Origin of the sequence: Bacillus sp. AY18-3 (genome assembly GCF_008042305.1) — a bacterium.
Classification (GTDB): domain Bacteria; phylum Bacillota; class Bacilli; order Bacillales; family Bacillaceae_G; genus Bacillus_A; species Bacillus_A wiedmannii.
The window spans coordinates 127,215-139,323 of sequence record NZ_QKQR01000013.1 but is presented as its reverse complement, the minus strand read 5'-3'; the positions used below and the strand labels follow the sequence as shown (position 1 = coordinate 139,323).

Genomic DNA, 12,109 nt, shown 5'->3' with positions numbered 1-12,109 from the left:
TGAGTACTCCCTTTTTGTGTACAAAAAATTAAATAAATGAAATCGTTGAAGTAAGAAGAGTACGTATATTGGAGACGTTACAGAGAACCGGGGATAGGTGGGAGCCCGGTGCGGTGCCATATACGGAATGGGCTTACGAGAGGTATGCTGAACAATTATTTTTAGTAGGCAACCCGGGTTCCGCCGTTACAAGGATAAGGTATATATTTTGTACCTGAATAAAGCGGGATGCTTTTGCGTCCAACATGAGGTGGTACCACGGTAAATTTATCGTCCTCTACATATTTTCGATATGTAGGGGACTTTTTTATTTTTCAGATTGAGGTGAAAGGCATGATGACAAAAGAGGAATTTATGAAGCAAAAAGAACAGGGAAGAGCATTTTTAGTAATCGCTGAAGAAGAAGGAGATAGCATTACGCCAATTTCTTTATATAGACGTATGAAAGGAAAGAAAAAGTTTTTATTAGAAAGTTCGCAGCTTCATCAAGATAAAGGACGCTATTCTTACTTAGGATGTAATCCATATGGTGAAGTGAAAAGTGTTGGTACGGAAGTAGAACGAACGATTTACGGCCGGGCAGAAGAGTTGCAAGGTAACGTACTACAAGTGTTAGAAGAAGAAATCGCGTCAGCTCAAGTAGACAGTCCATTCCCGTTTTGCGGAGGAGCAGTTGGTTATATTGGCTATGACGTCATTCGGCAATATGAAAACATTGGAGCAGATTTACACGATCCACTAAATATTCCAGAAGTACACCTTTTACTATATCGTGAGTTTATCGTGTATGACCACTTACGTCAAAAATTATCATTTGTATATGTATGCAGGGAAGATGATTCAGCAGATTATGAAGAAGTATATGAAAGATTGCAAGTATATAAAGAGGAAGTGCTGAGGGGAGAAGAAGCGGAAGTAACTGAAATAAAATCAACATTATCATTCACTTCTTCTATAACAGAAAAAGAATTTTGCGCGATGGTAGAAACGGCGAAAGAACATATAAGAGCCGGGGACATATTCCAAGTCGTACTGTCACAGCGTTTGCAAAGTGAATGTATTGGGGATCCATTCGCGTTATACCGAAAACTTCGAATTGCCAATCCGTCACCATATATGTTCTATATCGATTTTCAAGATTATGTTGTACTCGGTTCTTCGCCGGAAAGCTTGTTATCAGTTAGAGAAGATAAGGTGATGACGAACCCAATTGCGGGTACGAGGCTGAGAGGGAAAACGAAGGAGCAAGATGCGGAAATTGAAAAAGAACTGTTAGAAAATGAGAAAGAACGAGCGGAGCATATGATGCTTGTAGATCTTGGGCGAAATGATATTGGCAGAGTAAGTGAAATTGGATCCGTGACGATAGATAAATATATGAAAGTAGAAAAATACTCTCACGTTATGCACATTGTATCAGAAGTTTACGGAACATTGCGAAAACGAATGAGTGGATTTGATGCATTAGCGTATTGCCTACCAGCAGGAACAGTGTCGGGAGCTCCGAAAATTAGAGCGATGGAAATTATAAATGAGCTAGAGAATGAAAAAAGAAATGTATACGCAGGTGCAGTTGGATACGTTAGTTTTTCAGGGAATCTTGATATGGCGCTCGCCATTCGAACAATGGTTGTAAAGGATGAAAAAGCATACGTTCAGGCAGGAGCGGGAATTGTTTATGATTCAGACCCAGTAGCTGAATATGAAGAGACGTTAAATAAAGCGAGAGCGCTTTTGGAGGTAATGAAATGATTGTACTAATTGATAATTACGATTCATTCACATATAACTTGTATCAACTGTTAGGTGAATGCGAGGAAGAAGTTGTTGTCGTAAGAAATGATCAAATAACGATAGAACAGTTAGAAGGGATGAATCCAACAGGAATTGTACTATCGCCAGGACCAGGAAAACCAGAGGATGCTGGCATTTGTATCGAAGTGATTCGTCATTTTTATAAGAACGTTCCCATATTAGGTATTTGCCTTGGTCATCAAGCAATTATATCAGCATTTGGAGGAGACATTGTAAGAGCAGGACGCATTAAACACGGTAAAACATCACGTGTAAAACATAATGGAACTTCAATCTTTTCATATGTAACACAGCCATTAACGGCGATGCGCTACCATTCCCTTGTTGCAGCGCAAACGAGCTTGCCAGAGTGTTTTGACATACTAGCGACAGCGATGGACGATGGAGAAATTATGGCAGTTCGTCACAATTATTATCCGCTATTCGGATTACAGTTTCATCCGGAATCAATCGCGACAGAAGAAGGTGGAAAGTTAATACGTGCCTTTTTAACAGAAGTGAAGGAGGAGGAAAGAGTATGAATAACTATCTTCGTAAATTAGTGGAGGGACAAAATTTAACAGAAGAGGAGATGTATAGAGCAGGGCTTCTTTTATTAAATGAAAACATATTGGAGAGTGAAATTGCAGCTTTCTTAGTACTACTGAAAGCGAAAGGTGAAACAGCAGAAGAAATATATGGCCTTGTTCGAGCTCTTCGTGAAAAGGCATTACCGTTTTCGAACCATATACAAGGAGCGATGGACAATTGTGGGACGGGTGGTGACGGTGCCCAAACGTTTAATATTAGTACAACATCGGCATTTGTACTGGCAGGAGCTGGCGTAAAGGTTGCAAAACATGGTAATCGAGCTGTTTCTAGTAAAACAGGAAGTGCAGATTTATTAGAAGAACTCGGTGTAAATATTAACAGTATGCCAAACGAAATTGATCATTTATTAGAGCATGTCGGCATCGCATTTTTATTTGCACCAGCGATGCATCCAGCATTAAGACGCATTATGAAAATAAGAAAAGAATTGAATGTGCCGACGATTTTTAACTTAATTGGTCCTTTAACAAATCCGGTAAATTTAGAAACACAATTTGTCGGCATTTATAAACGAGATATGTTACTACCAGTTGCGCAAGTATTACAGAAACTAGGCAGAAAACAAGCGCTTGTCGTAAACGGAAGTGGATTTTTAGATGAAGCATCATTACAAGGAGAGAATTATGTTGTCATTTTGAAAGATAATGAAATAGTAGAAACGAGTATTGAACCTAAGAAATATGGTTTCTCAATAGTGAAAAACGAAGAGATTAGAGGCGGGGATTCGAAAGAAAATGCAAAGATTACGCTCGGAGTATTAAGCGGAGAAAAGAATGTTTACCGCGATACAGTTTTATTAAATGCAGGTCTAGCCCTTTTTGCAAATGGAAAAGCAGAAACGATTGAAGAAGGAATTACACTAGCGGCATATAGCATTGATTCTGGAAAAGCATTAGCCAAACTAAACTTATTAATTGCAGCAAGTAATGAAAAATTAGAAAGGGTGAATTAACGTGGGGACGATTTTAGATAAAATTGTAGACCAAAAGAAAAAGGAAGTTGCGGCATTATATGAAACGTATACACCATTAAAAGAAAGTAGAAAGACACTTTCACTTGTAGAAGCATTACAGCAGTTTACTGTCATTGCAGAAGTAAAGCGAGCATCACCATCAAAAGGAGATATTAATTTACACGTTGATGTACGAAAACAAGTGAAAATATATGAAGAATGCGGCGCAGGAGCAGTATCTGTTTTAACAGACGGTCAATTTTTTAAAGGATCGTTTCACGATTTACAAACGGCAAGAGCAGAAAGTAACATTCCGCTTTTATGTAAAGATTTCATAATTGATAAGATTCAAATTGATAGGGCGTATGAAGCTGGAGCAGATATTATTTTATTAATTGTAGCGGCGTTAACGAAAGAAAAATTAAAAGAGCTGTACAGCTACGTACTAGAAAAAGGATTAGAGGCAATTGTTGAAGTTCATGATGAGCAGGAATTAGAAATTGCAATTCAATTAAATCCGCACGTTATCGGTATTAACAACCGTAATTTAAAAACATTCGAAGTCGATTTAAGCCAAACAGAAAAGCTTGGAAAACGATTAAACGAGGAGAAATTACTTTGGGTTAGTGAAAGTGGGATTCATTCAAAGGAAGATATTATCCGTGTTAAAAAAGCTGGAGCGAAAGGTGTATTAGTTGGAGAAGCACTTATGACATCATCTTCTATTCATACCTTTTTTGAAGATTGTAAGGTGAACATATGAAAGTGAAAATTTGCGGTATCACTGATGTTGAAACGGCAAAACGTGCTTGCGAATACGGAGCTGATGCACTCGGATTTGTTTTTGCAGAAAGTAAGCGGAAAATCACTCCAGTGCTAGCGAAAGAAATCATTCAGGAGCTTCCAACAAACGTGTTAAAGGTTGGTGTTTTCGTAAATGAATCAGTAGAAGTAATCGAGAAAATTGCAGATGATTGCGGGTTAACACATGTGCAACTACATGGAGATGAAGACAATCATCAAATCAAAAGATTGAATATTCCGTCTATAAAATCACTTGGGGTAACTTCAGAGAGTGATATGAAAAATGCTCAAACATATGAAACGGATTATATATTGTTTGATAGTCCGAAAGAAAAGTTTCACGGGGGAAATGGAAAGAAATTTTCATGGGAGTTACTCGCACATATGTCAAAAAAATTGCGAGAGAAAACGATATTAGCTGGTGGGTTAAACGCTCTTAATATAGAAGAAGCGATTCGAACGATTCAGCCATACATGGTCGATGTAAGTAGCGGAGTGGAGACAGAAGGAAAGAAAGATGTAGAGAAAATAAAACAATTTATTATAAAAGCGAAGGAGTGTTCCAAATGAATTACGCATATCCAGATGAAAAAGGTCACTACGGTATATACGGAGGACGATACGTTCCAGAAACGTTAATGCAATCTGTATTAGAACTAGAAGAAACATATAAAGAAGCAATGCAAGATGAAGGGTTTCAAAAGGAATTAAATCATTATTTAAAAACGTACGTCGGAAGAGAAACACCGCTTTATTTCGCTGAAAATATGACGAAGTATTGCGGCGGTGCAAAGATTTATTTAAAACGTGAAGATTTGAACCATACAGGAGCTCATAAAATTAACAATACAATCGGCCAGGCACTTCTTGCAGTACGAATGGGCAAGAAAAAAGTTGTCGCTGAAACAGGAGCAGGACAACACGGAGTTGCAACAGCTACTGTATGTGCCCTACTCGGATTAGAATGCGTCATCTTTATGGGAGAAGAAGATGTGAGACGTCAAAAATTAAATGTGTTCCGAATGGAATTACTCGGAGCGAAAGTAGAAAGCGTAGCGGCAGGTAGCGGCACATTAAAAGATGCGGTAAACGAGGCGCTTCGCTACTGGGTTTCACATGTACACGATACACACTACATTATGGGATCCGTTCTTGGACCACATCCATTCCCGCAAATTGTTCGTGATTTCCAAAGTGTAATTGGGAAAGAAACGAAAAAACAATATGAAGCGTTAGAAGGGAAATTACCAGAGGCAGTCGTTGCATGTATTGGTGGTGGTAGTAATGCGATGGGCATGTTTTATCCGTTCGTACACGATGAAGAAGTCGCTCTTTACGGCGTAGAAGCAGCTGGGAAAGGTGTTCATACAGAAAAGCACGCAGCTACTTTAACGAAAGGAAGCGTTGGTGTTTTACACGGATCGATGATGTACCTTCTGCAAAATGAAGAAGGACAAATTCAAGAAGCACATTCTATTTCAGCGGGACTCGATTATCCAGGTGTTGGGCCAGAACATAGCTTGCTAAAAGATATTGGACGCGTTTCTTATCATTCAATAACAGACGAAGAAGCGTTAGAAGCATTTCAATTATTAACGAAAAAAGAAGGGATTATTCCGGCGTTAGAAAGCTCACATGCTGTCGCATACGCATTCAAATTAGCGCCGCAAATGAAGAAAGACGAAGGGCTTGTCATTTGTTTATCTGGCCGCGGGGATAAAGATGTAGAGAGTATAAAACGTTATATGGAAGAGGTGTAAAAAATGGGAGTAGAAAAAATTAAAGCAGCGTTTGAAAATGGTAAGAAAGCATTTATTCCGTACGTAATGGGCGGAGATGGTGGCCTTGAAAAATTAAAAGAAAGAATTTGTTTTCTAGACAAAGCAGGAGCAAGTATCGTTGAAATAGGTATTCCGTTTTCAGATCCAGTCGCAGACGGTCCAACGATTCAAAGAGCAGGGAAACGAGCGCTAGATAGCGGTGTAACATTAAAAGGCATTTTTCAAGCATTAATAGAGGTAAGGAAAAAAGTACAAATTCCGTTTGTACTCATGACATATTTAAATCCAGTACTCGCATTCGGAAAAGAACGATTCATCGAAAACTGTATAGAAGCAGGTGTAGACGGTATGATCGTTCCGGATTTACCGTATGAAGAACAAAATATTATTGCCCCGTTACTTCGAGAGGCAAACATTGCGCTAATTCCACTCGTTACAGTAACGAGCCCAATTGAGCGAATTGAAAAAATTACGAGTGAATCAGAAGGGTTCGTTTACGCTGTTACAGTAGCGGGCGTAACAGGAGTACGTCAAAACTTTAAAGGTGAAATTCATAGTTACTTAGAAAAAGTAAAATCACATACACATTTACCGGTAGTGGCAGGGTTCGGTATTTCAACGAAGGAACATGTAGAAGAAATGATTACAATATGTGATGGAGTAGTCGTTGGAAGTAAAGTCATCGAGCTGTTAGAAAATGAAAAGCGAGAAGAAATATGTGAATTAATACAGGCAACAAAACAAAAAGAAGAGGCATAAGTCTCTTCTTTTTGTTTTACGTAATAAATGTTGAAATATACAGAAAATACATATAACTTAGAGGGTGAGAAAGCATGCTAAGACGGAAACTACTATATCTTCTTCTAACTGTACCATTATACGCTTGGCTCATTAGCATGACGAAAATAGAGGTGATGGCTCTATTTTTAGGATATGTATTCATCTTTTCCAACTTAAATCGCATTCAAGAGCAATCTATTTTAGAAATATGTATATTTTCGATTAGTATAGAACTATTTAGTATCGTTTCGATTGTATTATTAAACGAATTATTTCGCTGGATCCATTCATTTGAATTAATGAAATTTGGAAATGTTGTATTGCAAGTAATATGTGCTTATATTGTGTTTGTTGTGTTAGACAAAATAGTTGGACAGCAGAGCGTTTTTCAGGATAAAAGAAAATGGGAGTGATTCAAAAAAGGAGCTAAATGGCTCCTTTTTTGAATCTGTAGTAAAAACAATTGAAAATTATGACATCTGTTATATAATAGTTAAAAATTGTATTTTTAATGAAAAGAGATGATAACATGGCCATATTGTTGGCGCTTATCCCAATTATGATGATTTTCATTTGTTTATTTTTATTTAAACAAACGTCATTAAGGTCCTCTTTAATTGCTTACGTTGTGTCTGTTGGAATCGTTTTACTCTCGCCAACGTTTCAACTAGGGATAAGTGAAACTGTGCACGCAACGATTAAAGGTTGGTTAATTTGTTTTATTGTCGGGTACGTGTTGTTTTTCGGTATTTTTTTATTTCACCTCATGAACAAAATGGGGTACATCGATCAAGTAGCACGTTTTCTAGAAGAAGTGACGCACGATCGTTTATTACAAATGCTCCTTATGTGTTTTGGTATTTGTCCGCTAATCGAATCAGTAAGTGGATTCGGAATTGGATTCATGGTTGCAGCACCGATCTTTCTATCATTAGGCTATAAACCGTTTCAAGCTGTACTACTTTCATTTATTGGTTTACTAGCTAGTTCATGGGGCGCAATGGCAACTGGTACGATTATCGGTTCGCAGCTTATAAATATGCCGCTTACAACACTTGGCACGAATACGGCACTACTAAGCATTCCGATGTTTGCTTATTTCGTCATCCTTTCTTTACACGTTGTTGGTGGTTGGCAGGCTGTTATTGAAAAGTGGAAAGAAGGATTCGGTTTCTTTCTATTATTTTCTCTCGGAATTTATCTTTTTAACGCATACGTAAGTGTTGAACTAGCAGGTATATTAAGTTCTATCGTTACAATTGCATTTGGTTTTCTTATCATAAAATTAAAAGGAAAAAGTGAGCAAAATTTAATGACAGAACATGCTGCGGCAACGGAGAGAGAAGTATCTATTATAAAAATTATTAGCCCTTATATATTCCTAACAGTTTGTATTTTACTTTCTCGCCTCGTACCAGCATTACATGATGTATTCAGGTCATATGCCGTTCTTGATTTGAAATCATACTCTTATAAACTGGAGCTACTATATTCACCAGGATTTTGGCTCGGTATGACTTGCTTATTTACTATTATTTTCTTCCGCATTCCATCTCATATTATTAAACAATCACTCTTGCAAACGATAAAACAATGGATTCCTTTTGCGATTACAACGACAATGTTTATCGCCATTTCAGAACTAATGGGTGCATCTGGCATGCATTCATTACTGGCAAAAACAGCTGGTGAAACATTTGGAACATTTTTCGTTTTCGTTGCTCCGTTTATCGGCGGAATCGGTGGCTTTTTAACAGGTAGTAACGCAGGATCAAATGCGATGTTCATAAAACTACAAATGCAAACTGCGCAAAACGTAGCACTTCCGTGGCAATACGTTACAACACTGCAAAACACCGCATCATCAGTAGCGACAATCGCTTGCCCGTCACGGATTACGTTAGGTGCTTATTTATGTAATATACCGTATCGTGAAAATGAACTATTAAAGAAGACGACGTTAATGATTTTGGGTGCGGTGTTACTTGTGGTGGTAGAGGTTATTTTTTGGTATCTGTTGAGAAAATAAGAAATCCTCCTGAGAAAGGAGGATTTTCTTTTTATATGGATAATGCCTTAAGTATGAAAAGCTTCTACTAAATGAATAGGAGATGAAATGTATGCCCCTAAAAAACTACGGTGTGTTAAAAGGTACAGTTATACAATCAAAGATTGGAAAAGGGAAAACACCTCATTATCAAGTTCATTTACAGGGAGAGACAGGAGTAGATTATCGTATTGCAATTAACGTGAAATCGCAAAGTTATCCGTCAGAGGTTTTATATTTTGCGAGTACCGATATTCGGTCAGAGGCGATTCACATTTTACCGACATTACCATTCGGTTTTACAGAAGTTAAAAACAATGAGCCGAAAGTAGCTTTAGACTACGTAAGAGGTAATGTATTTGATTCGAAGCAAATGATTCCTTTACCAGCTGAAAAAGCAGGAGTGGATAATGATTTAAATGAAAAAATAGAGCGTTATATAAAACGAGCGATAGAAGAAAAAGCAATTATTTATGCGTTCGGTGAAAGATGGGGACCAGAAGAAAATACACCTGATTCTTACTTTCATTTCGAGCCAGGAAACGGTATACACGATATTCATATGAATCAAGGGAATGTAGAGAAATGGAAAGGTGATAATGGTATATGGCAAGACGGGGGAATACTTATTCACTTTGAAAAGGAAGAAGAATGGATCGGTATCTTTCTTGCCTTCCAATCACAGTCATGGTGTACTGATGAAGAAGGACATGCTCGTGTTCCGGTTGAGCATTGTGATTATAAGAACAATAAGTGATGAGAAGAGCTAGTTCGTAATGAACTAGCTCTTCTCATTGTAAACAACATGAATGGTATATAGTGGTGGGATTATGTATGCAATATTAAAAATCTTGATAGAGTTATTGATTTTTATTCGTATTAGAAAGTAGGTATCAATTAGCAGTACAAGGAGGTCTAGCTTTGAAGATAACGGAAGAAAATGTTGTGCAACAAATAAAAAAACGTAATGAGAAAAGCGTTACGTTTATTATTCAAACATACGGCAGTTTACTCAGCGCTATCATTAAAAGATATGTACAGAGTAATCAACAAGATTATGAAGAATGTTTAGATGATGTATTACTAGCTATCTGGTTTCATGTCGACTCATTCGATCCAAGTAAAAATACGTTTAAACAATGGATAGCAGCCATTGCTAAATATCGAGCAATTGATTATCAGCGGAAAAATACGAGAAATCGGCAACAAACTGTCTGTACGGAGATTAATGATCGTCTGTATCAAGAACAAAGAAGACAAAACGATTTCTTAGACGTACAAGAATTGCTCAGTGAACTGTCAGCAACGGAGCGGAACATTTTTGAAAAGTATTATCTAGAAGGTGTACCGTCTCGTGAAATTGCATCCCACCTTAATGTGAAAGAGTCATGGATTCATAACAAACTGTCACGTGGAAGAAAAAAGCTCAAACAGATTTTTATTTTTAAAAATGGAGTGTGAGGGCATGTCTATTTATAAAGAGTTAAATGATATTCAGCTGGACATCACAGAGTTTGAAGAGATTCCCTTAACCAAATTAGAGGAAAAGAAGTGGGGAAAACGTGTGAAAAATAAGCTCCGGAAAAACAAACAGTCAAAAAGATGGTTCGGAGTTGCAGCAGCTTGCATGTTAATGGTCAGTATTACAGTCCCACTTGGACAATCTTCTTTAGCAAATACTCCATTTATTGCTGGATTGATTGAAAAATATCTTGATGAACAGCAACCGCGGGACTATTCTCCCTATAAAACAGCTATTGGAAAAACTGCTGAAAATAAATACGGTAAACTGACTTTAAATGAGGTACTAGTTGATGATAATAAACTACTCATCAGTTCAACATTTGAGCCAGCGAAGGGTGTGGAATTTGATTATCAAACATATTTAATCCCACAGGTACGAATAAATGGCCGTGACTTTTCTAGTACAAAGGATGCACAATCAATTGAAGTAAATCATTCTATGTATACAATCTACGGTGGTGTTGAGTTAAGTGAAATGCCAAAAACTGACGAACTTCAAATCGAAATTACTTATGATACATTCAACAGGGATACTGTAATTGAGCAACCATGGATATTTGATATTGAAGTATCGCAAGCTCAGTTGATGAAAGAGAAGCAGACGTTTGATTTAAATGAAACAATTGTTTTATCCGATGGCAATAAAGTAAATGTTAAAAAAGTAGTTTCAACACCGATTTCTACAACAATTTATTATGATGTAACACAAAGTACAAATGAAGATATTTATTTTAAAATTGAATCAGAATCTGGAAAAACATATATATGTAAAGAGGCATTTGCATCGAATAAAGAAGGAGACATTTCTTTTAGTAGATTCGATGGAATTAATGTATCGGTAGGAAAATATTTACTTGTACCGTATTCGGGGAAAGAAAACGAAGTAATTGGGCCATCTATTCCAATTCAATAGCTTATTAAATCGGATAAATAGTCATCTGAAAATAGAAGAGAGCGTTCAAAACGAACGCCCTCCTCTTATTTTATAAAACCCAAAACTAACAAGTGTAGAAATACAAGAAAATAGTAGTGCCACACTAGAAAATGCGATGAGGTACATATTATACTTCATCACTTTGCCGATTAGCTGGTTACTGTCGTACTGAAATAGTCCTGCTATTATATTGAATAAAAATAATAGGATAAACATGACGATAACACCGTCTATTGATCCTTTAATATCTGGTTTACTTAAAGCGATATGTGCAGAAATACAAATGGCGATAAATAAAAATAACCAAAAAGAAGGATTTAATAAATTACTTATTGTAAATAAGCTTTTCAATAATACAAACGTCGATAAAAGCATGTTTTGAACCATTTCTATATTAATAGAAGTAGAAGCGATTGTTTTTTCGAGGGTTGTATTAAATAAGAAATATGAATTTGGTACGAAATAGCGCATTAAAAGGATTAACGCAGTAATACCGGAAATAATAGGACCGATTCCAATGAAGAAGTTCCCAATTCGTTGATATACACTTTTTTGATTGTATTGATGTTGTACGTAGCCTAAAGCACCTTGGCTTGTATCTGTTGGGAAAAACTGCGTTGCTACAATTTTATGACGAAATAGTACACACATAATGGCATGTCCAAGTTCATGAATAGGAACACCAATCCACGCCGTTAAAAGGAATCCTTTTCTTCCGAAAGCTCTCGACCAATACATGCGTGTGAGAGATTCTAAATAACCTAATAGAAATCCAATTACAATGATAACGCCAATTAAAGAAAATAATTGGATTACGCTTGTAAGGAGTATTTGAAAAATTGAGTTTACTAATTCCATTACCAGTCATCCAATCTGTTAAA

The 12,109-nt window shown here is 36.8% G+C and carries 13 protein-coding genes and 1 other annotated feature; of the genes, 12 read left to right on the top strand and 1 reads right to left on the bottom strand.

The annotated features are described in order from the left end of the window. Positions 1-36 precede the first annotated feature (36 nt). Positions 37-281, top strand: a binding site (T-box leader). Positions 282-333: 52 nt separating this feature from the next. From trpE to DM800_RS12205, 12 genes are all read left to right on the top strand, one after another. After that, positions 334-1,752, top strand: a complete 1,419-nt coding sequence (trpE, locus tag DM800_RS12260; protein ID WP_147786904.1) for an anthranilate synthase component I — start codon at positions 334-336, stop codon at positions 1,750-1,752. Further along, entirely contained in the window at positions 1,749-2,336 is a 588-nt protein-coding gene (locus DM800_RS12255; RefSeq protein ID WP_147786903.1) for an aminodeoxychorismate/anthranilate synthase component II, read from the top strand. The genes trpE and DM800_RS12255 overlap by 4 nt, the downstream gene beginning before the upstream one ends. Continuing rightward, positions 2,333-3,358 (top strand): anthranilate phosphoribosyltransferase, encoded by a 1,026-nt coding sequence (gene trpD / locus DM800_RS12250; protein ID WP_147786902.1) that lies wholly within the window; start codon positions 2,333-2,335, stop codon positions 3,356-3,358. Before DM800_RS12255 ends, trpD begins: the two co-directional genes overlap by 4 nt. A gap of 1 nt (position 3,359) precedes the next feature. Then, positions 3,360-4,121, top strand: a complete 762-nt coding sequence (trpC, locus tag DM800_RS12245) for an indole-3-glycerol phosphate synthase TrpC (protein ID WP_088062512.1) — start codon at positions 3,360-3,362, stop codon at positions 4,119-4,121. Further along, positions 4,118-4,732: a phosphoribosylanthranilate isomerase gene (locus tag DM800_RS12240; protein WP_147786901.1), complete on the top strand. Its 615-nt coding sequence runs from the start codon at positions 4,118-4,120 to the stop codon at positions 4,730-4,732. The genes trpC and DM800_RS12240 overlap by 4 nt, the downstream gene beginning before the upstream one ends. Continuing rightward, the gene (gene trpB / locus DM800_RS12235; RefSeq protein WP_147786900.1) at positions 4,729-5,922 is read left to right on the top strand and encodes a tryptophan synthase subunit beta; all 1,194 of its coding nucleotides are present in this window, start codon (positions 4,729-4,731) and stop codon (positions 5,920-5,922) included. Before DM800_RS12240 ends, trpB begins: the two co-directional genes overlap by 4 nt. 3 nt (positions 5,923-5,925) lie before the next feature. Then, positions 5,926-6,702 (top strand): tryptophan synthase subunit alpha, encoded by a 777-nt coding sequence (gene trpA, locus DM800_RS12230; protein ID WP_147786899.1) that lies wholly within the window; start codon positions 5,926-5,928, stop codon positions 6,700-6,702. Positions 6,703-6,776: 74 nt separating this feature from the next. Next, positions 6,777-7,136, top strand: coding sequence for a DUF4029 domain-containing protein (locus tag DM800_RS12225; protein ID WP_087984759.1), 360 nt, complete (start codon positions 6,777-6,779; stop codon positions 7,134-7,136). Positions 7,137-7,252: 116 nt separating this feature from the next. Then, positions 7,253-8,752 carry an L-lactate permease gene (locus DM800_RS12220; protein ID WP_147786898.1) on the top strand — a complete coding sequence of 500 codons (1,500 nt, stop codon included), beginning with the start codon at positions 7,253-7,255 and terminating at the stop codon, positions 8,750-8,752. Positions 8,753-8,843: 91 nt separating this feature from the next. Beyond that, positions 8,844-9,527, top strand: a complete 684-nt coding sequence (locus DM800_RS12215) for a DUF2278 family protein (RefSeq protein WP_147786897.1) — start codon at positions 8,844-8,846, stop codon at positions 9,525-9,527. Between the two features lie 164 nt (positions 9,528-9,691). Next, the gene (locus DM800_RS12210; RefSeq protein ID WP_147786896.1) at positions 9,692-10,231 is read left to right on the top strand and encodes a sigma-70 family RNA polymerase sigma factor; all 540 of its coding nucleotides are present in this window, start codon (positions 9,692-9,694) and stop codon (positions 10,229-10,231) included. 4 nt (positions 10,232-10,235) lie between these two features. After that, the gene (locus DM800_RS12205; protein WP_147786895.1) at positions 10,236-11,207 is read left to right on the top strand and encodes a DUF4179 domain-containing protein; all 972 of its coding nucleotides are present in this window, start codon (positions 10,236-10,238) and stop codon (positions 11,205-11,207) included. A gap of 45 nt (positions 11,208-11,252) precedes the next feature. Here DM800_RS12205 and DM800_RS12200 read toward each other — a convergent pair whose 3' ends face one another. Continuing rightward, positions 11,253-12,086, bottom strand: a complete 834-nt coding sequence (locus tag DM800_RS12200) for a hypothetical protein (protein WP_097907860.1) — start codon at positions 12,084-12,086, stop codon at positions 11,253-11,255. Between the last annotated feature and the right edge of the window lie 23 nt (positions 12,087-12,109).

Coding starts and splice junctions, on each gene's coding strand:
- trpE (WP_147786904.1), top strand. CDS start 334: ATGATGACAAAAGAGGAATTTATGAAGCAAAAAGAACAGGGAAGAGCA.
- DM800_RS12255 (WP_147786903.1), top strand. CDS start 1,749: ATGATTGTACTAATTGATAATTACGATTCATTCACATATAACTTGTAT.
- trpD (WP_147786902.1), top strand. CDS start 2,333: ATGAATAACTATCTTCGTAAATTAGTGGAGGGACAAAATTTAACAGAA.
- DM800_RS12240 (WP_147786901.1), top strand. CDS start 4,118: ATGAAAGTGAAAATTTGCGGTATCACTGATGTTGAAACGGCAAAACGT.
- trpB (WP_147786900.1), top strand. CDS start 4,729: ATGAATTACGCATATCCAGATGAAAAAGGTCACTACGGTATATACGGA.
- trpA (WP_147786899.1), top strand. CDS start 5,926: ATGGGAGTAGAAAAAATTAAAGCAGCGTTTGAAAATGGTAAGAAAGCA.
- DM800_RS12225 (WP_087984759.1), top strand. CDS start 6,777: ATGCTAAGACGGAAACTACTATATCTTCTTCTAACTGTACCATTATAC.
- DM800_RS12220 (WP_147786898.1), top strand. CDS start 7,253: ATGGCCATATTGTTGGCGCTTATCCCAATTATGATGATTTTCATTTGT.
- DM800_RS12215 (WP_147786897.1), top strand. CDS start 8,844: ATGCCCCTAAAAAACTACGGTGTGTTAAAAGGTACAGTTATACAATCA.
- DM800_RS12205 (WP_147786895.1), top strand. CDS start 10,236: ATGTCTATTTATAAAGAGTTAAATGATATTCAGCTGGACATCACAGAG.
- DM800_RS12200 (WP_097907860.1), bottom strand. CDS start 12,086: ATGGAATTAGTAAACTCAATTTTTCAAATACTCCTTACAAGCGTAATC.